Source organism: Microbacterium sp. A8/3-1 (genome assembly GCF_040267695.1).
In the GTDB taxonomy this organism is placed as follows: Bacteria; Actinomycetota; Actinomycetes; order Actinomycetales; family Microbacteriaceae; genus Microbacterium; species Microbacterium luteolum.
On the sequence record NZ_CP158357.1, the window covers coordinates 4,088,446 to 4,110,817 of the forward strand.

A 22,372-nucleotide genomic window follows, 5' to 3' on the forward strand; every position below is an offset into this window, starting at 1 on the left:
TCGGGCGGCTCAGTCCGCCAGGGCCAGGGCGCGGAAGGCGTCGCGCTCGCGCAGCTGCTCCCGACGGCTGGCCGCGGCGTCGGCGATGCGCGTCGGCGGCTGCTGTCCGGTGGTGCGGCGGTAGAGCTCATCGATCAGGTCGGTCGCGAGGCCGATGAGCTTCGCGATCTCACGGTCGTCCCGGTCGATCCAGACGCAGCGGGGTTCGTCGTGGATCGGCGAGAAGTCGACGTGCTCCTCCCACACGAACAGCGTGCGCTCCGCGCCCAGCACGTGCTGCTGCCACCAGATCTGGCGGAGGTACGTGCGGGGGATGCCGCGCCACGCCTTGTTGGTCGTCTTGATCTCGGCGAGCTTCACCCGGCCTGACGCGTCGACGGCGATGCCGTCGGGGGTGGCCAGGTGCCGGTGCTCGACCTCGGCGCGGAACAGCGCCGATGACGGGAGGATGCCGTGGGTCGCTGCCACCCACGCGGCGATCTCCGGCTCGCGGCGGCGTCCGTGGTCGGTGTAGGCGTTGCCGCCGAAGCGCGGACCACCGCCGAGCTTGGCATCCGCGGCGCGGGCGATCGACTTCTCGCTGGTGAGCCCGGCGACATCGGTCGCGGTGATGCCGCGCGACCGTGCCCGCAACCACGCCACCCTGTCGCGCGAGTCCGCGACGATGCGTGCGGCGAGTTCGGGGTTCACTCCTCGACCCTAACCCCGTCCGCCGACGTCTCGGTCCGTACACGCCGCGCCACGGCATCCGCCGGCGTGGGGGAGTGGTCATCTGAACGCGAGCCGCCCCTTTGCGTACGAGCCACCCCCGTGAATCCGCCGCAAGAGGGGCGGTTCGTACGCAAAGGGCCGGCTCGTGGAGCCTACGGGAGAGAACGTCTCGTCCTGCACAGGAGGCGATGCATCGAGGAACTGCACGAAGACGGCATTCGTCGGACAGACGGCACTGAGCCAGGGGCAGGATCAGCGGATGCGCCATGCAACGGTCGACGAGATCACGAACCTCCTCATCAGCAGTCGAAGACTCCGTGACGAGGGTTGGAACTCACGAGGTCTTCGCGTCGCCGTCGAGTCACGCAGGCTTCATCGCGTGCGCCGCGGATGGTTCATCGAACAGTCGCATTGGCGTGAGCTCCTGCCGGAGTCGCGGCATCGCGCGGAGGTCGTCGCGGCGGCGTTCTCCGCGGCAGGGAGCGACCCGGTGTTCTCGCACGTCTCGGCGGCCGTGCTGTGGGGCCTGCCGCTCTACCGCGTCCGACCGACGCGCGTGCATGTGATGACCTCGCCGCACAAGCGGCACAGCGTCGACGGGATGCTTCGGCACGAAGGGCCGCTGCCGCAATCCGACATCTCCGATATCGACGGCATCCGCTGCACTTCGCTCGCACGGACAGTGCTCGACGTGGCGCGTACGGTCAGCCCCGAGGCGGCGCTCGCGCTCACGGACGGCGCTCTCGCATCGGTCGGCGGAGCGGCGTGGGACTACGACGATGAGGCGGCTGAGTCGCTGTTCGGCGAACTGGTGGCGCGTGCGCGCCGACCAGGAGCACGCGGCATCCTGCAGGCACGTCGCATCGTGGATCTCGCGAACGGCCGAGCGCAGCTCCCTCTCGAAAGCGTGACCCGGTACCGCCTGCACCAGCTGGGTTTCGCGCGTCCGCGCCTGCAGGTACCCGTTCAGCGACCAGACGGCGGCAGCTTCTGGATGGATATCGCGGTCGATCAGTCGCACGCGTTCATCGAGTGCGACGGCCGTGCGAAGTATCTGAACGACGAGCTGCGCGGCGAACGAGCGGCAGATCAGGTCGTTCTGCAGGAGAAGATGCGGGAGGACTGGGTGCGCGGCGTGACCGGATGGCGCGTCGTGCGCGTCATGAGCGAGCACATGGCGTCGCTGGATGCTGCGGAGTCATACTTCCGGGCGTTCGGGCTCTTCGGGCGTCGGTCGACCCGGCCCCTTTCGTTCGACCCGGCCCCTTGAGCTCGTGCACAGAGGGCCGGCTCGCGCGCAAAGGGCCGGTTCGCGCATGAGGGGGACTCGGCGTGGGGCGAGCGGTCACGCGACGGGAGGCCAGCCCTCGGGGCCGGCGGAGCCTGCGGCGTACTCCTCCAAGGGCACGTCGCCGCGGCGCCACGCCTGCAGGATCGGGTCGACGATCCGCCAGCACTGCTCGGCCGCGTCGCCGCGGACGGCCAGCAGGGGGTCGCCGTCGAGGACGCCGGACAGCACCTCGGCATAGGCCTTGAGAGCGCCTTCGCCGAGTTCCGCCGAGAGCGTCGCCCGCTCCAGCTCGAAGGGGTCCTCCGCGGCATTGAGGTTCAGCTCGAGAGACATGCGGTCGGGGCCGAGCGAGAAGCGCAGCACCGCTCCTTCGGCCGATCCGGTGAGTCCGGTCGGCACGTGCCGGACCGGACGGAAGCGCACGACGATCTCCCGCGCGGGGTCGCCGAGGGCCTTGCCCGAGCGCAGACGGAACGGCACCCCGGCCCAGCGGGCGTTGCGCACCTCGAACGTCGCCTCGGCGAGCGTCTCGGTGTGGCGCGCAGGATCGACCCCGGGCTCGTCGACGTACGAGGGCTTGTCCGTGCCCTCGACCCGACCCGCCGTATAGCGCGCGCGGCGGGAGGAGGCGACCGGGTCGTCACCCCAGACGGTGGTCGCGCGCAGCACCGCACCGGTCGCCGCGCGGAAGTCGACTTCGTCGAGCGTCGCCGGCTCCTCCATCGCCAGGACCGCCAGGACCTGCAGCAGATGGCTCTGGATCATGTCGACCAGGGCGCCGGCGTTGTCGTAGTATCCCGCGCGGCCTTCGAGGCCGAGCGCCTCGTCGTAGACGATGTCGACGGATTCGATGCTCTCGGCGGACCAGAGCGGTTCGAGGATGCGGTTGGCGAAGCGCGCGCCCAGCAGGTTCAGCGTCGTCGACCGGCCGAGGAAGTGGTCGACCCGGAAGACCTGGCTCTCCGGCACGAGGGCCGTCAGCGTGCGGTTCAGCGCCCGGGCGCTCGCCTCGTCCGTGCCGAAGGGCTTCTCCATCACCAGGACGGCGCCCTCGGGCAGCATCTCGGGTGTCATGGCGGCCACGGACGCCGCGGCGATCGAGGGCGGGACGGCGAAGTAGAGGGCGACCTGGCCGGTGCACTCCTCCAGGAGCGCGCGCAGATCCTCGGGGCGCGTGATGTCGGTCTTGCGATACACGGCGTCGACGCGGGCGGCCGCGTCCTCGGCGTCCATCGTCGCGAAGGCCTTCCGGACGATCTCCCGGAGCCCGGCATCCGTCCCGTCCTCGCGGTCGGCGCCGACGATGTGGACAGTGCGCGCGGGCTCCCGCATCAGCAGCTGGCCCAGCGCGGGGAGGAGGAGGCGGGAGGCGAGATCGCCACCGGCCCCGAAGATCACGAGCGTCGTCGCATCCGTCATGCCACCCACCGTAATCGCTCCCGCACCGGGCCGGGCGTGCAAGACTCGGGCGATGCCTGCTCCGATCGAGGACTACGCCCTGCTCAGCGACTGCCGGACGGGTGCGCTGGTGTCGCGGGACGGGAGCATCGACTGGCTCTGCCTTCCCCGCTTCGATGCGCCGTCCCTGTTCGGCGCGCTCCTGGGGGAGCCGAGCAACGGATGCTGGAGCCTCCGACCGGTGGATGACTCGGCGGTACCCCACCGGCACTACATCTCCGACACGTTCATCCTCGTGACCCGCTGGGAGACCGCAGGCGGGGTCGCGGAGGTGCACGAGTTCCTGCCGCTCCACGCGACGCGCACCGATGTCGTGCGCCGGATCGTCGGCATCTCCGGTCAGGTCGAGTTCGCCACGGAGCTGCGTCTGCACTTCGACTACTCCCGACGGCTGCCCTGGGTGCGCCAGGTCGGCACGCCCGAGGCGCCGGCGCTGCGCGCGACCGCAGGCCCCGAGGCCGTGATCGTGCGAGGCGTGCGGCTCGTCGCCGAGGATCATGTGCACCGGGCGACGGCGACCGTCGGTGCGGGAGAGCACCGCGACCTGGTGCTCAGCTGGTTCCCGTCGCACGAGCATCCGCCGAAGCTTCTGGACGTCGAGGAGGCCATCGCCGCGACCCGCTCCTGGTGGCAGGGGTGGTCGAGCGGGATCGAGCACGACGGTCCGTATCGCGGCGAGGTCGTCCGATCGCTGCTGGTCCTGCGGGCGCTGACGAACAAGGACACCGGCGGCATCGTCGCCGCCGCGACGACCTCGCTGCCCGAGCAGTTCGGCGGCTCGCGCAACTGGGACTACCGCTTCGTCTGGCTGCGGGATGCCGCTCTGACGCTCGAGGCGCTGATCGCCCACGGCTTCCTCGACGAGGCGCACGACTGGCGGCGGTGGCTCCTGCGCGCGGTCGCCGGCGAGCCGAGCGAGGTGCAGATCATGTACGGGATCGCGGGGGAGCGCGACTTGATGGAACGCGAGATGCCGAGCCTGCCGGGCTATCACGGCGCGGCGCCCGTGCGCATCGGCAACGGCGCGGTCGACCAGTACCAGGGCGACGTCGTCGGCGAGGTGCTCGTCGCGCTGGAGGCGGCCAGGATCGCCGGCCTCGCGGAGGGCGACTTCTCCTGGCCGTTGCAGCGGGCGCTCATCGAGCACGTCGTGGCGTCGCTCGACCGTCCGGACAACGGCATCTGGGAGATCCGCGGCGAACCCCGCTGGTTCACCCACTCGCGCGTCATGATGTGGGCCGCCGTGGACAGGGGCATCCGCGCCGTGCGCGAGCACGGGCTCACCGGTGACGCGGAGCGGTGGGAGCGGACCCGCGACGAGCTGCGTCGGGAGATCGACGGTCGCGGGGTGCATGCCGACGGCTTCTTCGTGCAGCACTACGACTCGGTCGAAGTGGACGCGTCGCTGCTGATCCTTCCGCAGGTCGGGTACTGCGCCCCCGACGACCCCCGGATGCTGCGGACCGTGGAACAGATGGAACGCACGTTGCTCCAGGACGGGTTGCTGCTCCGCTATCGCACGGAATCCGGGGTCGACGGGCTCGCCGGCGGGGAGCATCCGTTCCTCGCCTGCAGCTTCTGGCTGGTCGAGCAGTACGCCGCGACCGGGCGTGCCGCCGAGGCCGCCGCGCTGATGGAGCGGTTGATCGCGATGGCGAACGACGTCGGTCTGCTGTCCGAGGAGTACGACGTCGGCCACGGCCGGCAGGCCGGGAACACCCCGCAGGCGCTCTCCCACCTGAGCCTCATCCGCGCGGCGGACGCGCTGGCCGGGCATCGCGGCCGTGCCGCCGATCGCCGCTGATTTGGGACACGGCCGCGGGTGAGGTAGCCTGTTCCTAACCGAAGACCGCTGGTCATCGTCGTGCGTGCGAACGCGAGGCGATCGAAGCTCTGCACAGCAGGGGCCCGCGCAGGACACGAACTTCTCGAAGCTCCGTGCGCTTGCGCCGGAGCTTTTTCTTTTGCAGGGGGTCCGAGGCCGGCGCCCCACCACCGTGCGGCGCCACGTACACACCAAGGAGTGACCATGGCGCAGAAGGATGCATCGGTCGCCGAGCTCACGAAGTCATTCGAGAACTCGAACGCCGTCCTGCTGACCGAGTACCGCGGTCTGACGGTTGCCCAGCTCAAGGAGCTGCGCAACAGCATCCGTCAGGACGCCGAGTACGCCGTGGTGAAGAACACGCTGACCAAGATCGCTGCCAACAAGGCCGGGATCACTGCGCTGGACGACGACCTCAAGGGTCCGTCGGCTGTCGCTTTCGTGCACGGTGACTTCGTCGCCACCGCCAAGGCTCTGCGTGACTTCGCCAAGGCCAACCCGCTTCTCGTGATCAAGTCCGGCGTCTTCGAGGGCAATGCCCTCTCCGCCGACGAGGTCAACAAGTACGCCGCGCTGGAGAGCCGTGAGGTTCTGCTGGCGAAGGCTGCGGGCATGATGAAGGCGACGATGGGCAAGGCTGCCGCCACCATCGACGCGCTTCGCGAAAAGCTGGAGACCGCTGAGGCCGCGTAAGCGTCCGGCGATCTTTTTCACAAACCCCATCTATTAGGAGATACATCATGGCGAAGCTTTCCACTGAGGAGCTGCTCGAGCAGTTCGCTGGCCTGACCCTCGTCGAGCTCAACGACTTCGTGAAGGCGTTCGAGGAGAAGTTCGAGGTCACCGCTGCTGCACCCGTCGCCGTTGCCGGCGCTGCGGGCGCGGGTGGCGCTGCCGAGGCCGAGGAGGAGAAGGACTCGTTCGACGTCATCCTCGAGGCTGCCGGCGAGAAGAAGATCCAGGTCATCAAGACCGTCCGCGAGCTCACCTCGCTGGGTCTCGGCGAGGCCAAGGCTGTCGTCGACGGCGCTCCCAAGGCCGTGCTCGAGGGCGCGAACAAGGAAGCTGCCGAGAAGGCCAAGGCTGCTCTCGAAGAGGCAGGCGCCACGGTTACCCTCAAGTAATCACCGCGTCTCCACGCTTCACCGAAGGCCCCGGGTTCGCCCGGGGCCTTCGTGCATCCCCCGGGTGTGCGTTCCGGTCGGTGATCAGCGGCGCGGAGCCGTCGAGCTGCGCACGACGAGAGCGGATGCCGCGGCGACGTGCTCCAGGGGATCGTCGGGTCGGCTCATCCGCTGGGTGAGAAGCCGCACGGCTTCGTGGCCCTGTTCCCGCGGCGACTGGCCGATCGTGGTCAGGGCGAACATCTCCGCATGCTCGTGGTCGTCGATGCCGACCACGCTCAGCTCGGTCGGCACGGCGATGCCGAGACGCCGTGCCGCGATGACGGCGCCGATCGCGGCCTCGTCGCAGACGCCGACGATGGCCGTAGGGCGATGCCGCCGGTCTCCGAGCAGACCGGCCGCCGCGGTGTACCCGCCCGGCATCGTCGGGGTCGCACCGACGACGCGCGCGCGATGCGCGAGACCCGCGGCCTGCAGGGCGACGAGGTAGCCGTCGAGGCGTCGTGCGTCGCCGAAGCTCAGCTCCCCGGCATCCGTCGACCCGCCCACGAACGCGATGTCCTCGTGGCCCAGCTCGATGAGGTGCTCGGTGGCGATGCGTGCGGCATCCGTGTCGTCGATCGACACGGCGCTCGAACCCTCGCTGTAGGGTCCGACGCTGACGAGCGCGCGCTCCGCGCGCTGCAGCCGTTCCAGCTCCCTGGCGCTCGGCTGGATCCCCACCGCGATGATCCCGTCGAACCGCCGTCGGGGGAGCACGTGCTCGAACAGCCGCTCCCTGGTGCGCGAGCCCTCCGGCACGCCGTAGAGCGAGAGATCGTAGTCGAGCGCGAACAGGGACTCCTGGATCCCGGCGAGCAGCTCGGCGAAGAACCAGCGATCGACGGGAGGCATGACGACCCCGACGGTCTGGGTCCTACCCGTGGCGAGGCTCGTGGCGGAGGAGTGGGCGACGTAGGAGAGATCGCGCGCGGCATCCGCCACCCGCTGACGCGTCTCCTCCGAGACGTACCCGCGCCCGGTGAGCGCGCGGCTCGCCGTCGCCTTCGACACGCCGGCACGGGCGGCGACATCCGCGATCGTGCTCATCGGTCCTCCTCGACCTGTCACGCTGCGATGCGTGCGGCGACGCGGCCGGCGCGTGCCGGGTGAAAGCGTAGTCCTTCGACAGACGAAAGGGAACCGGTTCCACAATGGATTCGAGGGAGCGCTCCCATCCTTCGCGGCGGAGGACGGCGAATGGTTGCGAGCTTGTGACCCTTGCTTGTTGTGTCGGGGAGCGGAAGCCCAGTAGGTTTGCCTGGAATCGGTTCCCGAACGACGCCGGGGGTGGCGTCTGTCGAAGCGGGACCCTGTACTCGAAGAGGAGAATTCACATGGCTCTGTCACAGCGTTCACGGCGGCTCGTACCGCTCGCCCTGCTGGGGGTCGCGGGCATCGCGCTCGCTGGTTGCGGGGCTCCGGGCGGTGCGCCCGGCGGCGGCGGCGGCGATGACGGCGGCGACTCCACCGTCACGATCTACGGAACGATCGTCGACGCGGAGGCGGAACTCCTCCAGGAATCCTGGAAGGACTGGGCCGACGAGAACGGCATCACGATCAAGTACGAGGGCAGCCAGGACTTCGAGACGCAGCTCGGCACGCGTGCACAGGGCGGTAACCCGCCCGACATCGCGATCTTCCCGCAGCCTGGTCTGTTCGCGGACTTCGCCAAGCGCGACTTCCTGAAGCCGGCGCCCGAAGAGGTCGAGAAGAACGCCAACGAGTACTGGACCGAGGACTGGGTCAACTACGGCACCGTCGATGACACCTTCTACGGCGCACCGCTGATGGCCAACGTCAAGGGATGGATCTGGTACTCGCCGGCGAAGTTCGCCGAGTGGGGCGTCGAGGTTCCGACCACGCTCGATGAGATGACGGCGCTGACGGAGACCATCCAGGCCGCCACCGGCACGCCGGCGTGGTGCGCCGGCTTCGAGTCCGGCACCGCCACCGGCTGGCCGGGCACCGACTGGGTCGAGGACTACGTCCTCCGCCAGGCCGGTCCCGAGGTCTACGACCAGTGGGTGACGAACGAGATCCCGTTCACCGACCCGCAGATCAAGGAGGCCTTCGACGCGGTCGGGGCGACCCTGCTGAACCCGGCCAACGTCAACGCCGGTTTCGGTGACGTGCGCTCGATCAACTCCACCGCCTTCGGCGACGTCGCTCCGGCGCTCGCCAGCGGAAGCTGCGCGCTGACGCACCAGGCCTCGTTCCTCTCCGGGTTCTTCCCTGAGGGCACGAACATCGCCGAAGACGGCGACGTCTGGGCCTTCATGCTCCCGGGCGAGAGCGCCGACGACAAGGCCGTGACCGGTGCCGGCGAGATCGTCGGAGCGTTCAGCGAGTCCGAGGCCACGCAGAAGGTGCTCGCGTACCTGTCCAGCCCCGAGTGGGCGAACAGCCGCGTCAGCCTCGGCGGCGTCACCTCCGCGAACAACGGGCTGGACCCGGCTAACGCCAAGGACCCGATCCTCCAGGAGACCATCAAGATCCTGCAGGACCCGGACACCACGTTCCGCTTCGACGCCTCCGACCTGATGCCCGGTGCCGTCGGCGCCGGAACCTTCTGGAAGGGCATCGTCGCCTGGGTCAACGGCACCTCGACCGATGAGGTTCTCACGCAGATCGAGACCGGCTGGCCTTCGAGCTGATCGGAGCAGGAGGGCCGTCCTCGCGGGCGGCCTTCCTTCTCTCACGGTGCGCACACCGACGTGCGCGCCGTTGATCCGCAACGCGTGACGAAGGGGATTCCGTGAACGCGACAGTATTCTTCCAGTGGATCGGGACGCTCCCCCCGATCCTGCAAGCCGTCGTCGTGGTCATCGCGTTCGCGGTGGTCGTGGCGATCATCCTGCTCCTCGTGGATGTCGCTCCGCGCCGAGGGGCGATCTACACGTGGGTGCGGCTGGCGATGTGCCTGCTCATCCCGCTCGCCGTGATGTTCTTCTTCAGCTCCTACTACTGGGCGATGGCCGTGGCCGTCGTGGTGGGTGCGCTGTTCTTCCTCCTGGACTATCGGTCCCGCGACGGCGCGGGCTACCTGATCCAGCTGGTGGCCTTCATGGCCCCGGCCCTCCTGCTCCTGCTCGTCGGGCTCATCCTCCCGTCGATCCAGACGATGTACTCCTCGTTCCTGAACTCCTCGGGGAAGGAGTTCGTCGGCTTCGCGAACTATCTCTGGATCTTCACGCAGTCCGACGGGATCACCTCGGTGATCAACTCGATCATCTGGGTGCTGCTCGTGCCGACGGTGTCGACGATCGTTGGACTCGCCTACGCCGTCTTCATCGACCGCACGCGCGGCGAGAAGATCTACAAGGTCCTCGTGTTCATGCCGATGGCGATCTCGTTCGTCGGCGCCAGCATCATCTGGCGGTTCATGTACGAGTACCGCGGCGGCGATTTCAAGCAGATCGGCCTGCTCAACCAGATCCTGGTCTGGTTCGGCGGCGAGCCGCAGCAGTGGCTCCTGAACGAGCCGTGGAACAACCTGTTCCTGATCGTGGTGCTGATCTGGGTGCAGACCGGTTTCGCGATGGTCGTGCTGTCGGCATCCATCAAGGGAGTCCCGGCCGAGCTGCTCGAGGCGGCGGAGCTCGACGGCGCGAACGCCTGGCAGCGTTTCCGGTCCGTCACGATCCCGTCCATCCGGCCGGCGCTCATCGTGGTCCTCACCACCATCTCGATCGCCTCGCTGAAGGTGTTCGACATCGTCCGCACGATGACCGCAGGAAACTACGGCACATCGGTGCTCGCGAACGAGATGTACACGCAGTTCTCGAAGTTCGAGGCCGGCCGCAGCGCCGCGCTGTCGGTCATCCTGTTCATCCTGGTGCTGCCGATCGTCATCTACAACGCGAGACAGATCAAGAAGCAGCGGGAGGTGCGCTGATGACCATTTCCACGAGCTCCGGATCCGCGGAGCAGAAGACCCCCACCGGCGCGACCAGCACGCGGGCGATCACGACCGGTGGCGGCCTGGACGGCGCTGCGGGGCGGGCGCGCAAGAGGCTGTCCCGCCCGTGGGCATCCGTCGGCTCGATCATCATCGCGGTGCTGTGGACGATCCCGACGCTGGGGCTGTTCATCTCGTCGTTCCGTCCTCGTGACCAGATCCAGTCGAGCGGTTGGTGGGAGTTCTTCGCCAACCCTCAGGTCACACTGGAGAACTACGTCGACGTGCTGCAGTCGGGCACGACGCAGCTGACGATCCTCGAGTCCTTCGTCAACTCGATCGCGATCACCATCCCGGCGACCGTGATCCCGCTGATGATCGCCGCGATGGCGGCGTACGCGTTCGCCTGGATCGACTTCAAGGGTCGCAACGCCCTGTTCATCTTCGTGTTCGCGCTGCAGATCGTGCCCATCCAGATGGCGCTCGTGCCGCTGCTGAGCTCGTTCTCTCGGGGTATCAACCTCTTCGGGCTGCAGGTCACGCTGCCGCTTGATGCCTCGCAGGGCTACGCGCAGGTGTGGATCGCGCACACGATGTTCGCCCTCCCGCTGGCGATCTACCTGCTGCACAACTTCATGTCGGAGATCCCCGGCGAGATCATCGAGGCGGCGCGGGTCGACGGTGCATCGCGCGGACAGATCTTCTTCCGGATCGTGCTGCCGCTGACGATGCCGGCGATCGCCTCGGTCGCGATCTTCCAGTTCCTCTGGGTCTGGAACGACCTGCTCGTCGCCCTCGTCTTCGCCGACGGAGCGGCCGCGCCGATCACCAAGCTCCTCGCCGAGATCACCGGTACCCGAGGAAACGACTGGTACCTGCTCACGGCCGGTGCGTTCGTGTCGATCATCATCCCGCTGATCGTCTTCTTCGCCCTGCAGCGGTACTTCGTCCGCGGCCTCCTGGCGGGGTCGACCAAGGGCTGACCCTTCGTCAGGCTCAGGGACCGGGTCTCCGGTTCCTGAGCGAGCGGAGCGAGACGAAGGACGGATGCCGTGGGAGGGGTGCAACACAGCCCCACCCGCGGCATCCGTCCCCGTACCCTGAAGTCATGAAGTACGCAGACTCGATCGTCGACCTCGTCGGCGACACGCCCCTCGTGAAGCTCCAGCACGTCACCGAGGGCGTCGCGTGCACGGTGCTCGTCAAGCTCGAGTACATGAACCCCGGCGGGTCCTCGAAGGACCGCATCGCCTCGCGGATCATCGACGCGGCCGAGGCCGCCGGTGATCTGAAGCCCGGCGGCACGATCGTGGAGCCCACCAGCGGCAACACCGGCGTCGGCCTGGCCCTGGTCGCGCAGCAGCGCGGGTACAAGTGCGTCTTCGTGCTTCCCGACAAGGTCGGCGAGGACAAGATCGATGTGCTTCGGGCCTACGGCGCCGAGGTCGTGGTGACGCCGACGTCCGTTGCCCCCGACAGCCCCGAGTCCTACTACAGCGTGAGCGACCGGCTCACCCGCGAGATCCCCGGGGCGTTCAAGCCGAACCAGTACGAGAACCCGAACGGTCCGCGCAGTCATTACGAGACCACCGGCCCCGAGATCTGGCGCGACACCGACGGAGCAGTGACGCACTTCGTCGCCGGCGTCGGCACCGGCGGCACGATCACGGGAACGGGCCGATTCCTCCGCGAGGTGTCCGACGGACGCGTGCGCATCGTCGGGGTCGACCCCGAGGGCAGTGTGTACAGCGGCGGCACCGGACGGCCCTACCTCGTCGAGGGCGTGGGCGAGGACATCTGGCCGGGGGCGTACGACCCTGCCGTGCCGCACGAGATCGTGGCGGTCGGAGATGCCGACGCGTTCGCGATGACGAGGCGTCTGGCGAGGGAGGAGGGGATCCTCGTCGGCGGGTCCAGCGGGATGGCCGTGGTCGGCGCGCTGCGGGTCGCCCGTGAGCTGCCGGCGGATGCCGTGATGGTGGTGCTCCTTCCGGACGGTGGGCGCGGCTACCTCGGCAAGATCTTCAACGACGGGTGGATGCGCTCCTACGGCTTCAGCGACGTCGAGGAGGGGGAGACGGTCGCCGATGTGCTGAAGGCCCGCGCCGTGCGCCAGGCGACCGGGTCCGGCGCCGGCATCCCGGACCTCGTGCACGCCCACCCGACCGACACGGTGCTCGAGGCGATCGGGATGATGACGGAGTACGGCGTCTCCCAGCTCGTCGTGCTCAGCGCCGAGCCGCCGGTGATGATGGGCGAGGTCGTCGGCACCGTCGACGAGAAGGGTCTGCTCGACCTGCTGTTCCGCGGCGAGGCGAATCCGACGGATGCTCTGGGCACGCACGTGGGGGAGCGGCTTCCGCTCGTCGGCATCCACGCCTCGGTCGCGCAGGCGCGCGCCGCGCTCGCCGAGGCCGATGCGCTGCTGGTCACGGAGGACGGCAAGCCGCACACCGTGCTCACCCGGCAGGATCTGCTCTCGTACCTCTCGCGCTGACGCGTGGCGTAACGGGAGGGATGCCGCGCAGGCGGCGGACGTAGGCTGAGGAGCATGTCCGAGCACTCCTTCGCCACCCGAGCCATCCACGCGGGCCAGGCGCCCGACCCCGTCACGGGCGCGATCATCCCGCCGATCTACCAGGCCTCCACGCATGTGCAGGACGGCATCGGCGGTCTCCGGGAGGGCTTCGAGTACAACCGGTCCGGCAACCCGACCCGCTCCTCGCTGGAGACGCAGCTCGCGGCACTCGAAGGGGGAGCGAGCGCGCTCTCCTTCGCCTCCGGGCTCTCCGCGGAGGACGCGCTGCTGCGGGGACTCCTGGGCCCGGGCGATCACGTGCTGCTCGGCAACGACGTGTACGGCGGCACCTACCGGTTGCTGACGAAGGTCCTGGCGAAGTGGGGCATCACCACGACCACGGTGGAGCTCGCGGACGCCGACGCGATCCGCGCGGCGCTGCGCCCGGAGACCAAGATCGTGTGGCTCGAGACGCCGAGCAACCCGCTGCTGAAGATCGTCGACATCGCGCAGATCGCCGAGATCGCGCACGCCGCCGGCGCCGTGCTCGTCGTGGACAACACGTTCGCCTCGCCGGCCCTGCAGCTGCCGCTGTCGCTCGGTGCCGACCTCGTCGTGCATTCGACGACCAAGTACCTCGGCGGGCACTCCGACGTGCTGGGCGGCGCCGTCGTCTTCGGCGACGACCGTTTCCGTGAAGACGTCAAGTTCCAGCAGTTCGCCGTCGGCGCGGTGTCCGCCCCGCTGGACGCGTGGCTCACCACCCGGGGCATCAAGACGCTCGCCGTGCGGATGCGGCAGCACTCCGAGAACGCGCAGGCGATCGCCGAGTGGGCGTCGGACCGTGCGGACTTCTCCGAGGTGTTCTATCCCGGTCTCGCCGCGCACTCGGGGCATGAGATCGCGGCGAAGCAGATGAGCGGATTCGGCGGCATGCTGTCGCTCGGTCTCGCCGCCGGAGCGGATGCGGCACGGACCTTCGCCGAGAGCACCGAGCTGTTCCAGCTCGCCGAGTCGCTCGGCGGCGTGGAGTCGCTCATCGGGTACCCGTCGGACATGACGCACGCATCGGTGCGCGGCACGGCGCTCGCAGTGCCGGAGAATGTGGTGCGTCTCTCCGTCGGCATCGAAGACGTCGGCGACCTGATCGCGGACCTCGAGCAGGCACTCGCGCGCCTCGGTCGCTGAGCAGTCCGGGTCGGGCGCTCGGCGTCCCGGATGGGTCGCTGGGCGCCCCGGATGGGTCGCTGAGCCTGTCGAAGCGATAGCATGGGTTCTTCCCCCGGTCGAATCGTTTCGATCTCGCACGCCACCGCCTGACCCCCGGAAGGACCGTCGTGTCCGACGCTCCACGCACTGACTCCATCCCGACGACCCCGCAGCCCGAGCGCACTCCGACGGGCAGCATCCGCACGTCCACGGGCACCATCCGCACGTCCAGCGCCACCGGCGCCATCCGCACGCTGGGCAGCAACCCGGCGACCGCGCCGATCATGCTGCACCCGGGAGATGCGATCTCGCTCGGACGCCGCACCCTGTACATCGTGCTTCTCGGGGCCCTCACGGCACTCGGACCGTTCACGATCGACCTGTACCTGCCGGCGTTCCCCGTGCTGGAGGAGGACTTCCAGACGACGGCTGCCGCGATCCAGCTGACGCTCACCGGCACGATGATCGGCTTCGCGCTCGGTCAGCTCGTGGTCGGGCCGCTCAGCGACAAGGTGGGTCGGCGCATTCCGCTCATCGCCGTCACCGCGCTGCACGTGCTCGCGAGCGTCGCGGCGGCGTTCGCTCCCGACCTCGGACTGCTCAGTGCTGCCCGCGTGCTCATGGGCATCGGCGCCGCAGCCGGCGGTGTCGTGGCCATGGCCATCGTCCGCGACCTCTTCGGCGGCCGACGGCTGGTCGTGATGCTGTCGCGGCTCGCCCTGGTGTCGGGCGTCGCCCCTGTCGTCGCACCGCTGATCGGCTCCTGGCTGCTGACGCTCATGCCCTGGCGGGGCATCTTCGTCGTGCTCGCCGCGTACGGGGTGATCATGCTGCTCTCCGCGATCCTGTTCATCCCCGAGACGCTGCCCGTCGCGCGTCGACAGGGGCGCGGCGGCGCGACCATGCTGCAGCGGTACAAGTCCGTGCTCTCGGATCGCGTGTTCATCGGCGTGCTCATCATCGGCGGGATGAGCTTCTCTGGGCTGTTCTCCTACCTGTCTGCCTCGCCGTTCCTGTTCCAGGAGACGCACGGCCTCGACGCCCAGCAGTACGGTCTGCTGTTCGCGGTGAACTCGCTCGGTGTGGTCACGGGCGTGCAGGTCGCCTCCCGACTCGCGGCGCGCTTCGGCCCGCAGTGGGTCCTGGCCTACTCGACCGCGATCCTGCTGCTCGCGGGCTCGGCGATCATCGTCACCGACCAGCTCGGCCTCGGCCTGTGGGGCACGGTCGTGCCGCTGTTCGTGTTCATGACCGCGTGCGGGTTCACGTTCCCGAATGTGCAGGTCCTGGCACTCGACCGGCACGGCAAGGCGGCCGGCACCGCGGCGTCGATCCTCGGCGCGGTCAACTTCGGCGTCGCCGGGCTCATCTCCCCGATCGTCGGCTGGATCTCCAAGGACGCCGGGATCACGGCGACGACCATGGCGTCGGTCATGGTCGGCTGCGCCACGATCGGCATCCTCTCGCTGTGGCTGATCGTGCGTCCGCGCACGGTGGCGATGCTCACTCCCTGAGTGCACAGGGTTCATCGGCCATGATGGGACGATGAACAGACGGATGCTGTTGTGGTGGGGCGTGGGGTGTCTCGTCCTCGCGACGGCTCTGGGTGCGTTCGTGGTCTTCGGGTACTCCGAGACGCCGGGGTTCGACCGGTGGTGGAATGAGCTCATCGCGAGCATCCGCGGTGACTGGATGTACTCGTTCGCGCTGGCGCTGAACTGGATCGGCGGCGGATGGGTCGCGATTCTCGGAGTGCCGGTCGTCGCGATCGTCGCGTTGCTGCTCGCCCGCCGCTGGCGCAGCGCCCTCTTCGCGGCGATCTGCTTCGCGGCCAGCGCCGGAGCCGTGCAGCTGCTCAAGCAGCTGTTCGGGCGGGCCCGGCCGGAAGACATGCTGGTGGTGAGCGACTACGGGTCGTTCCCCTCGGGCCACACCGCGAACGCCGCGACGATCGCCCTCGTCGTCTGGGTGCTGTTCCCGAAGGCCTGGACCGCGCTCCTCGGTGCCCTCTGGGTGCTCGCGATGGCGCTCTCGCGCACGTTCCTCTCGGTGCACTGGGCGAGCGACACGCTCGGCGGCGCCCTCGTCGGAGCCGGCGTGGTCCTGGTGCTCGCCGCCTGGCTGCTGCCGTGGGTGCGGCAACGTCGCGAAGAGCCTGTCGAGGCGCCGGTAGGCTGACGGGACCCCGATCCGTTCAGAGGAGTCCTCGTGCCCAGCAGCATCCGTCCCTACCGTCCATCGGACCGGGCAGCCGTCTCCGACATCTGCGCGAAGACGGCCGATGCGGGAGCGGACGCGACCGGGATCCTGTCGGACGACGATCTTTGGGGCGCCCTGTTCGCGATTCCCTATGTGGAACGGCATCCGGATCTCGCCTGGGTCGTGGAGACCGACGACGGTCGCACGATCGGGTACATCGTCGCGACGGATGACACCGACGCGTTCTACACGTGGTTCCGTGACGAGTGGTGGCCGGCGTTCCGGGAGCGCTTCCCGCGTGCCGAAGAGGTCGTCACCCGCGAGGATCGCATGGTCGAGTACGGATACGAGCGGATGCCGGGCATCGAGCCGAACGTGGTCGACTACCCGGCCCACCTGCACATCGACCTCCTGCCCGAGACGCAGGGTCAGGGACTCGGGCGCCGGCTCATGGAGACGCTGTTCGCCGAGCTGACCCGGCGGGGAGTGCGCGGACTGCACCTGGGCATCGATCCGAACAACGCCGGCGCGGCCGCGTTCTACGAGCGCCTCGGCATGACGCGGCTGCCCGGCGCGGGGCACATGTACGGAGTGACGTTCGACGCGGCTGCGAGCTGAAACGACAGAAGGGCCCCCGCTGGCGCGGAGACCCTTCATGCGTTTGGCGGTGACGGCGGGATTCGAACCCGCGGTTGCTTGCACAACACACGCTTTCCAAGCGTGCTCCTTCGGCCGCTCGGACACGTCACCAGGAACAACCTGTTCATCTTATCCGATCGGCCGGGTGCCGCGTGACCGCGACTATGCGGCAGGGATCTCCTCGATGCGGTGATAGACCGGAAGGCCGCGTTCGAGGGCGATGGCGACGTCGTTGTCCGCGCCGGCGGATTCCCCCGGAAGGCGCAGCACCGCGTCGCAGTGCTGCAGCAGTCGGGCGGCCGTCTCGTACATGACGTCGCCGTCCGCGGCTTCGGCCGCATCCAGGCCGCGAAGCGTCGGGAGGGCGACCCATTCGCCGATCATGGGCACGTGGCCGAGGCGGTGGATGGGGGCCGCGGCGGTCTCGAGGCGTTCGAGGTTGCGGGCGATCGCGGCCGCGTCGCCGTCGGTGCCGGAGCGGTAAGGGCCGGCGATCAGGATCAGGAGTGGCTTCTTCATGGAGGACACTGTAGCGTTAACCGTGCAAGAACATGCAAAAACAGGAAGAAGTGTGGATGCTGGGTGTGCAGCGCAAAGAATATCTCCTCGGACTCCTCGCCGCTGAGGGGCGCATCGTCGCGAAGGCGGTCGCCGCGGATCTCGGCGTCTCCGAGGACTCCATCCGCCGCGACCTGCGGGAGCTCGCCGACGCGGGGCTGTGCATCCGCGTCTACGGCGGTGCGCTGCCCGTGCCGGCGGCCGACGCGCCCGTGGCGCAGCGTCTGGGGGTGGCGAGCGAGAGCAAGGAGCGGGTCGCCCGTGTGGCGGTCGCGCTGATCCGCCCGTCGTCGACGATCATCCTCGATGCCGGCACCACGACCCTGGTGATGGCCCGGATGCTTCCGCATGATGCCGGACTGACCGTGATCACCCCGAGCCCCGCGGTGGCGCTGACGGCGATGGAGCATTCGGCCGCGCGCGTGCTGATGGTGGGCGGCGAGCTCAGCCGGCATTCGGCCGTGGCGGGAGGCGCTCTCGCTCAGGAGGCGATCTCCCGGCTCTCGGCCGACGTGTTCTTCCTTGGTGTGACAGGGATCGACCCCGTGCACGGTCTCACCACCGGAGAACTGGATGACGCGGTGACGAAGCGCGCCCTCGCCGCGCGAAGCGCCGAGGTGCTCGTGCTCGGCAGTGCGGAGAAGATCGGGGCGGTCTCGCGGTTCCCCGTGCTCGGGATCGATGAGGTCTCGGGTGTGATCGTCGATCCTCAAGGGCCCGAACTCCGCGTCGGCTGAGGGCTCCCCGGCGCTCACCTCTCCTCCACAGAGGGCCCTTCGCTGAAATATTGCACTCGGTGGAGGAATCCTCTTATCCTCAAATGGGGACATAAAGTCCTCATTTGAGATCTGGGGGAAGCATGAATCCACGTTCGATGACGGCATCGCGCAGCAGTCATCGCGCGGCCGCGGCGGGGGAATCGGCATGATGCTGGAGCGTCGGTGGGCGCTCGTCCTGGGGGCGATCCTGATGATGAACGCCCTTTTCATCCTGCTGCGCTCCGACGGGCGGATCGAGAGCTTCGTCGGAGGAGGGATCTGCGCTTTCGGCGGCATCCTCATCATCGTCGTCACGCTCCTTCGGCCGACACTCCCTGCGCAGCGCGACAACGATGAGACACCGCACGAGCGGAGCGGCGAGTGAACGAGGACGGCCGTGCGGCGGCCGGTTCCCGTGAACGCCGGCTCTCTTCGGCTGTCTTCCAGTGGGCGACCGGGCGCGCAGACGCGGACGCGGGCAGGGTGGTGCTCAGCGCGAGCCGCGATGTTCTCGCTGACGTCCTCAGCCAGGACGGCATTGCCGACGTGTATCTGGTCCCCGAGGACGACGCGTCTCGACGTGCCACGGATGTCGCGCAGGTGCTCACCTTCGACGGACCGTTCGCGCGGCCCGGAGACGTCATGCACATCGGCAGCGGGTACGAGATCGAACTGAAGGACTACCTGGCGGTTCCCTTCACGCCGATCACCCGGCCGACGATCATCAGCTGCACCACGTCTGCCGCGTGGCAGGCGTTCATCGAGGACGCGGATGAAGCTCTGGCCACCGGAGTCTTCATTCCGCAACTCGCCTCGCCCTCCGCCGTCCTGGCTGATCAATCCGTCATCGATGCGGCGATCGACGACACCGCGGTGGCGATCAACCGATTGACCATCGATGCGGAGCACGGGGTCCGCTATCGTCCCGGGGGCCCCGTCATCGGATCCACCCGGTCGATCGATCTCGATGATCAGCCCGTGCCCGCGTTCTTGCGCGCGGAGGGGGAGAGACGGGACGCGGGCGACGCGCCGGCGAGGGAACTCGCGGCGCGCCCGTGGATCCGACGATACCTCGCAGCGCTGCGCATCGTCGGTGGCACGGCGGGCGAGACATGGTCCTTCTCCGGGTTCGGCGCCGATCTCACGGGGGACGCAGTCGCCCGGAGACGTCGCGCCTCGGGGCACCTGATCGCGTGGCGTGGAGAGGACTACCAACTGATCGCGGAGTCGGGGCGCCGGTTCGCACTGGGCAGAGAGACGGCTATCGCGATCGAATCGCTGCTCGAGTCGCCATCCATCGAGCAGGCGCTCGACTCCGTTCGAGCCGCGGGCGTCACGCGGCCGCGCCTGAGGCAGGAGCTCGACGAGCTGAGCATTCGGCTGGCTGCGGCCGGCGTGACGTCGGACCTCCGGGACGCGAGCGCATCCCGATGACGAGCTCATGGACCTTTCTGGTGCGCCCGAGCGAAGAGCCCTCGCGCACGGACTCTGCCGTGTCGGCGAAGGGCACGCGCATCAGGTTCGCCGACGGCCTCGAGGCCTACTGCGCCACGAGTGGCTTGTGGAACGTCCCGCTGGGCTATGGCCGGGAGGAGATCGCCGACGCGGTCGCGCGAGCGCTTCGCGACGCCTCCTACCTGACCCTCTTCCGCAGATCCCATCCGTACGCTGAGGAAGCTGCGGAACGCGTGATCGCCTTCACGAGGATGCCCTTCTCGCGCGTGCTCTTCGCCACTTCAGGGGGAGCCGCCAACGACCTGATGATGAAGCTCTGCCGGCACTACTGGGCGTTGGAGGGTCTCTCGCCCCGACCGATCGTGGTGGGACTTCGCGGCAGCTATCACGGGCTGACATTCGGTGCGCATGCCCTGAGCGGGGAAGAGCTCAGCCAGAGTCTCTACGGCGTCGAAGGCAGAGAAGTGCGGCACGTCCCGTTCGATGACGGCGGGGCGGCCCTCGAATCACTGTTCCGCCGTGAAGGTGGTCGGATCGCTGCGCTGGTGATCGAACCGATACTGGGCTCCGGCGCGTTCGAAGTGCCGGGGGCATTCCTGGCGACGGTGCAGCGGCTTCGCGAGCACTACGGCTTCCTTCTCGTCGCCGACGAGGTCGCGACCGGCTTCGGTCGCACCGGCGTGCGCTTCGCCTCGGCCGGATGGGCACAGGCGCCCGATGCGCTCGTGCTGTCCAAGGCGCTGACCAACGGCGCCTGCGCGGCGTCCGTGGTCGTCGTGAACGACCGCATCGCCGCGGCGTTCGAGCGCCACGACTCGATGCTCGTGCACGGCGAGACCCAGGCAGGCGCTCCTGCAAGCTGCGCGGCGATCCTGGCCACGCTCGACCTCTTCGAGCAGACCGGGGCGGGCGAGCACTTCCGTACTGTTTCGGCCCAGCTCGACGTCGTCCAGGAACGGATGCTGGCGCACCCGCGCATCTTGGGCGTGCGCGGACGGGGAGCATTCCGCGCGCTCAGCGTGTCCGGCCCCCCGTCCGCCTCCCGGGCGGCATTCGAGCCGAGCGCGGACGCATCTCCGGGTGATGTCGTGCAGCTCGTCGAGCGGGTCCGTCGGCGCGGCGTCATCGTGCACCCAGGCCCCTCCGCGGTGCAGCTGATCCCCGCCGCCATCTCGCACTCCGACGATATCGATCGGACCGCCGACGCCATTCTCGGCGCGCTCGACGAGGAGACTGCCGCATGACGGGGCGGGGAGCACGCGACTCGCTGATGACGCACGATGTCGTCGCTGCGACGGCCATCGGCGTGGGAGCAGCCGCTCGATCGCTCCCTCGGTTCGGGGCGATGAGGAACGGGCTCGTCCTCATCGACGCGAACGTTCATGAACGTCATCCGTCGCTGTCGTCGAGAGCGCGGCACGTCATGGTGTTCGACCCCCGTCAGGAGTCCCAGCGGGAGTTGCTCGCGCGGGCGCACGCAGAGGTCCGGCGCGAGATACGGAGCCCCGAGGGTGACCCGGCGGCCTCGGGGTCGAACGTCGGCGGCATCATCGCGATCGGCGGCGGTTCGGTCATGGACGCGGCGAAGCTGCTGCGGCTTCTGCTCGTGAGCGCCGCGTCATTCCGCTCCGTGTGCCATGCAGCTGAGTCGTTCGGCGTGTCGATCGTCCCGGAGGGATGGACGCGGAGTGCGACGGCGCTGGTCATGATCCCGACGACGCTCGGAACCGGGTCTGAGGCGAGCGCGGTCGCGTGTCTCCACGGAGAAGGGGCACCTCCGTCTCGGAGGCTGGTCACCGGCGGCGTGATGCGCGCCGACACTGTCGTGCTCGACGCAGGCCTGACTCGATCGCTCCCCGACCGGTCGGTGCGGGAGGGAGCAGCCGAGATCCTGCTCCGCATCCTCGGTGCGTACATCGGCAGCCCGCCGCGCGACATTCCGGACCGCGCCGCGGAAGAGCTCGCCGCGCGCGTCGCGACTCATGCCGAGAAGGGAGTCCGTCTGGGGTTCGACGATCGGATCCGGGAGGCGTTGGCCATCGCGTCCGCCGAGACCCACACAGGCTGGGCCCTCGTCGGCCGCGACCCCTTCGCCGCCAAGCACTGGTATCTGGCGAACGAGCTCTCTTCCGCAGCGTCGCTCGGGAAGGTGCCCGTCACGCTCGGGCTGCTCCCGGAGATCTGGCGACGCATCGTCGACGGCGACTCGCGCCTCGGTGACGTATCCCGGCTGCGACGCCTCTGGCGGATCGTCGCCGAGGCGCTCACGCTGCCGCAGGACCCCGTACGCGGCGCGGCGGAGTGGGCGTCCGCCTGGGGGTTGTCGCCACCGCCGGTGTCGCGCGATGCGATCGCCAGGGCGGCGCGTGGCTGTTTCGAAGTCTGGGGTGGCGAGCGGCCGGCCCTACGCGGGCTCAGTGAGGCCGACGTCCTGGCCATCTACGTCGTCGCGTTCAGCGAGTCGCGGATGCGCAGCTGTCTTTCGACCCTGAGAGAGGAGGTGAACTGATGGTCATCACGCAGGAGAACGGATTCGATTTCGAAGAGATCGACGCTGCGGATGCTCCGAGCGCGGACTCCTTCTGGTGGGGAATGTGGTCGGGCATCATCGTCGTCGGCACCGTCGTCGCGGCCACCTGATCGGCATTCCCGTTGTGCTCTCCGGGGACATAACCAGGACGAAGAGA

At 68.9% G+C, this 22,372-nt stretch carries 22 protein-coding genes and 1 tRNA gene; 18 read left to right on the top strand and 5 right to left on the bottom strand.

Going from position 1 to position 22,372, the window contains the following annotated elements; translation table 11 throughout:
• Positions 1-9: 9 nt before the first annotated feature.
• The gene (locus ABS642_RS20010) at positions 10-690 is read right to left on the bottom strand and encodes a YqaJ viral recombinase family protein (protein ID WP_282216272.1); all 681 of its coding nucleotides are present in this window, start codon (positions 688-690) and stop codon (positions 10-12) included.
• Positions 691-970: 280 nt separating this feature from the next.
• Between ABS642_RS20010 and ABS642_RS20015 the strand changes: the two genes are divergently transcribed.
• Complete coding sequence (locus ABS642_RS20015; protein ID WP_350351490.1) at positions 971-1,981, top strand: hypothetical protein; 1,011 nt, start codon at positions 971-973, stop codon at positions 1,979-1,981.
• A 75-nt stretch (positions 1,982-2,056) separates the two neighbouring features.
• On the opposite strand, the gene ABS642_RS20020 is transcribed toward ABS642_RS20015, so the two are convergent.
• Positions 2,057-3,421, bottom strand: a complete 1,365-nt coding sequence (locus tag ABS642_RS20020; RefSeq protein WP_350351491.1) for a glucose-6-phosphate dehydrogenase — start codon at positions 3,419-3,421, stop codon at positions 2,057-2,059.
• Between the two features lie 52 nt (positions 3,422-3,473).
• Here ABS642_RS20020 and ABS642_RS20025 point away from each other — a divergent pair, with 52 nt between their 5' ends.
• The 3 genes from ABS642_RS20025 (at position 3,474) to rplL (ending at position 6,409) form a co-directional block, all read left to right on the top strand.
• The gene (locus tag ABS642_RS20025) at positions 3,474-5,264 is read left to right on the top strand and encodes a glycoside hydrolase family 15 protein (protein WP_350351492.1); all 1,791 of its coding nucleotides are present in this window, start codon (positions 3,474-3,476) and stop codon (positions 5,262-5,264) included.
• A gap of 225 nt (positions 5,265-5,489) precedes the next feature.
• Positions 5,490-5,978, top strand: coding sequence for a 50S ribosomal protein L10 (gene rplJ, locus ABS642_RS20030; protein ID WP_116635740.1), 489 nt, complete (start codon positions 5,490-5,492; stop codon positions 5,976-5,978).
• Between the two features lie 47 nt (positions 5,979-6,025).
• Complete coding sequence (rplL, locus tag ABS642_RS20035) at positions 6,026-6,409, top strand: 50S ribosomal protein L7/L12 (protein ID WP_282216276.1); 384 nt, start codon at positions 6,026-6,028, stop codon at positions 6,407-6,409.
• An 84-nt stretch (positions 6,410-6,493) separates the two neighbouring features.
• Here the strand turns inward: rplL and ABS642_RS20040 are convergent, their stop codons facing one another.
• The gene (locus ABS642_RS20040) at positions 6,494-7,498 is read right to left on the bottom strand and encodes a LacI family DNA-binding transcriptional regulator (protein ID WP_282216277.1); all 1,005 of its coding nucleotides are present in this window, start codon (positions 7,496-7,498) and stop codon (positions 6,494-6,496) included.
• A gap of 287 nt (positions 7,499-7,785) precedes the next feature.
• Here ABS642_RS20040 and ABS642_RS20045 point away from each other — a divergent pair, with 287 nt between their 5' ends.
• From ABS642_RS20045 to ABS642_RS20080, 8 genes are all read left to right on the top strand, one after another.
• Positions 7,786-9,105, top strand: coding sequence for an ABC transporter substrate-binding protein (locus ABS642_RS20045; RefSeq protein WP_350351493.1), 1,320 nt, complete (start codon positions 7,786-7,788; stop codon positions 9,103-9,105).
• Between the two features lie 101 nt (positions 9,106-9,206).
• On the top strand, positions 9,207-10,346 hold the full coding sequence (locus ABS642_RS20050) for a sugar ABC transporter permease (protein ID WP_282216279.1): 1,140 nt from the start codon (positions 9,207-9,209) through the stop codon (positions 10,344-10,346).
• A complete protein-coding gene (locus ABS642_RS20055; protein WP_282216280.1) occupies positions 10,346-11,332 on the top strand; it encodes a carbohydrate ABC transporter permease in 987 nt (328 codons plus the stop codon). The genes ABS642_RS20050 and ABS642_RS20055 overlap by 1 nt, the downstream gene beginning before the upstream one ends.
• 125 nt (positions 11,333-11,457) lie before the next feature.
• Positions 11,458-12,846, top strand: a complete 1,389-nt coding sequence (locus ABS642_RS20060) for a cystathionine beta-synthase (protein WP_350351494.1) — start codon at positions 11,458-11,460, stop codon at positions 12,844-12,846.
• A gap of 54 nt (positions 12,847-12,900) precedes the next feature.
• Positions 12,901-14,055 carry a cystathionine gamma-synthase gene (locus ABS642_RS20065; protein WP_282216282.1) on the top strand — a complete coding sequence of 385 codons (1,155 nt, stop codon included), beginning with the start codon at positions 12,901-12,903 and terminating at the stop codon, positions 14,053-14,055.
• Positions 14,056-14,360: 305 nt separating this feature from the next.
• Positions 14,361-15,590: a multidrug effflux MFS transporter gene (locus ABS642_RS20070; RefSeq protein ID WP_350353472.1), complete on the top strand. Its 1,230-nt coding sequence runs from the start codon at positions 14,361-14,363 to the stop codon at positions 15,588-15,590.
• Between the two features lie 31 nt (positions 15,591-15,621).
• Complete coding sequence (locus ABS642_RS20075) at positions 15,622-16,254, top strand: phosphatase PAP2 family protein (RefSeq protein ID WP_282216283.1); 633 nt, start codon at positions 15,622-15,624, stop codon at positions 16,252-16,254.
• Positions 16,255-16,284: 30 nt separating this feature from the next.
• A complete protein-coding gene (locus tag ABS642_RS20080) occupies positions 16,285-16,893 on the top strand; it encodes a GNAT family N-acetyltransferase (protein WP_350351495.1) in 609 nt (202 codons plus the stop codon).
• Positions 16,894-16,937: 44 nt separating this feature from the next.
• Here ABS642_RS20080 and ABS642_RS20085 read toward each other — a convergent pair.
• Positions 16,938-17,025, bottom strand: a tRNA-Ser gene (locus ABS642_RS20085).
• A gap of 51 nt (positions 17,026-17,076) precedes the next feature.
• Positions 17,077-17,433 (bottom strand): DUF4406 domain-containing protein, encoded by a 357-nt coding sequence (locus ABS642_RS20090; RefSeq protein ID WP_350351496.1) that lies wholly within the window; start codon positions 17,431-17,433, stop codon positions 17,077-17,079.
• Positions 17,434-17,489: 56 nt separating this feature from the next.
• Between ABS642_RS20090 and ABS642_RS20095 the strand changes: the two genes are divergently transcribed.
• From ABS642_RS20095 to ABS642_RS20120, 6 genes are all read left to right on the top strand, one after another.
• Positions 17,490-18,209, top strand: coding sequence for a DeoR/GlpR family DNA-binding transcription regulator (locus ABS642_RS20095; protein ID WP_350351497.1), 720 nt, complete (start codon positions 17,490-17,492; stop codon positions 18,207-18,209).
• 187 nt (positions 18,210-18,396) lie between these two features.
• Positions 18,397-18,615 (top strand): hypothetical protein, encoded by a 219-nt coding sequence (locus tag ABS642_RS20100; protein WP_350351498.1) that lies wholly within the window; start codon positions 18,397-18,399, stop codon positions 18,613-18,615.
• Positions 18,612-19,664, top strand: a complete 1,053-nt coding sequence (gene mpaB, locus ABS642_RS20105) for a daptide biosynthesis RiPP recognition protein (RefSeq protein WP_350351499.1) — start codon at positions 18,612-18,614, stop codon at positions 19,662-19,664. The genes ABS642_RS20100 and mpaB overlap by 4 nt, the downstream gene beginning before the upstream one ends.
• Entirely contained in the window at positions 19,661-20,929 is a 1,269-nt protein-coding gene (gene mpaD / locus ABS642_RS20110; RefSeq protein ID WP_350351500.1) for a daptide-type RiPP biosynthesis aminotransferase, read from the top strand. The genes mpaB and mpaD overlap by 4 nt, the downstream gene beginning before the upstream one ends.
• A complete protein-coding gene (locus ABS642_RS20115) occupies positions 20,926-22,194 on the top strand; it encodes an iron-containing alcohol dehydrogenase (protein ID WP_350351501.1) in 1,269 nt (422 codons plus the stop codon). Before mpaD ends, ABS642_RS20115 begins: the two co-directional genes overlap by 4 nt.
• Positions 22,194-22,325, top strand: a complete 132-nt coding sequence (locus ABS642_RS20120) for a hypothetical protein (protein WP_350351502.1) — start codon at positions 22,194-22,196, stop codon at positions 22,323-22,325. Before ABS642_RS20115 ends, ABS642_RS20120 begins: the two co-directional genes overlap by 1 nt.
• The last annotated feature ends 47 nt before the right edge of the window (positions 22,326-22,372 follow it).

Coding starts and splice junctions, on each gene's coding strand:
- ABS642_RS20055 (WP_282216280.1), top strand. CDS start 10,346: ATGACCATTTCCACGAGCTCCGGATCCGCGGAGCAGAAGACCCCCACC.
- ABS642_RS20090 (WP_350351496.1), bottom strand. CDS start 17,433: ATGAAGAAGCCACTCCTGATCCTGATCGCCGGCCCTTACCGCTCCGGC.
- ABS642_RS20020 (WP_350351491.1), bottom strand. CDS start 3,421: ATGACGGATGCGACGACGCTCGTGATCTTCGGGGCCGGTGGCGATCTC.
- ABS642_RS20045 (WP_350351493.1), top strand. CDS start 7,786: ATGGCTCTGTCACAGCGTTCACGGCGGCTCGTACCGCTCGCCCTGCTG.
- ABS642_RS20100 (WP_350351498.1), top strand. CDS start 18,397: ATGATGCTGGAGCGTCGGTGGGCGCTCGTCCTGGGGGCGATCCTGATG.
- ABS642_RS20120 (WP_350351502.1), top strand. CDS start 22,194: ATGGTCATCACGCAGGAGAACGGATTCGATTTCGAAGAGATCGACGCT.
- ABS642_RS20095 (WP_350351497.1), top strand. CDS start 17,490: ATGCTGGGTGTGCAGCGCAAAGAATATCTCCTCGGACTCCTCGCCGCT.
- rplJ (WP_116635740.1), top strand. CDS start 5,490: ATGGCGCAGAAGGATGCATCGGTCGCCGAGCTCACGAAGTCATTCGAG.
- mpaD (WP_350351500.1), top strand. CDS start 19,661: ATGACGAGCTCATGGACCTTTCTGGTGCGCCCGAGCGAAGAGCCCTCG.
- ABS642_RS20060 (WP_350351494.1), top strand. CDS start 11,458: ATGAAGTACGCAGACTCGATCGTCGACCTCGTCGGCGACACGCCCCTC.
- ABS642_RS20065 (WP_282216282.1), top strand. CDS start 12,901: ATGTCCGAGCACTCCTTCGCCACCCGAGCCATCCACGCGGGCCAGGCG.
- ABS642_RS20075 (WP_282216283.1), top strand. CDS start 15,622: ATGAACAGACGGATGCTGTTGTGGTGGGGCGTGGGGTGTCTCGTCCTC.
- ABS642_RS20015 (WP_350351490.1), top strand. CDS start 971: ATGCGCCATGCAACGGTCGACGAGATCACGAACCTCCTCATCAGCAGT.
- ABS642_RS20040 (WP_282216277.1), bottom strand. CDS start 7,498: ATGAGCACGATCGCGGATGTCGCCGCCCGTGCCGGCGTGTCGAAGGCG.
- ABS642_RS20070 (WP_350353472.1), top strand. CDS start 14,361: ATGCTGCACCCGGGAGATGCGATCTCGCTCGGACGCCGCACCCTGTAC.
- rplL (WP_282216276.1), top strand. CDS start 6,026: ATGGCGAAGCTTTCCACTGAGGAGCTGCTCGAGCAGTTCGCTGGCCTG.
- ABS642_RS20025 (WP_350351492.1), top strand. CDS start 3,474: ATGCCTGCTCCGATCGAGGACTACGCCCTGCTCAGCGACTGCCGGACG.
- ABS642_RS20115 (WP_350351501.1), top strand. CDS start 20,926: ATGACGGGGCGGGGAGCACGCGACTCGCTGATGACGCACGATGTCGTC.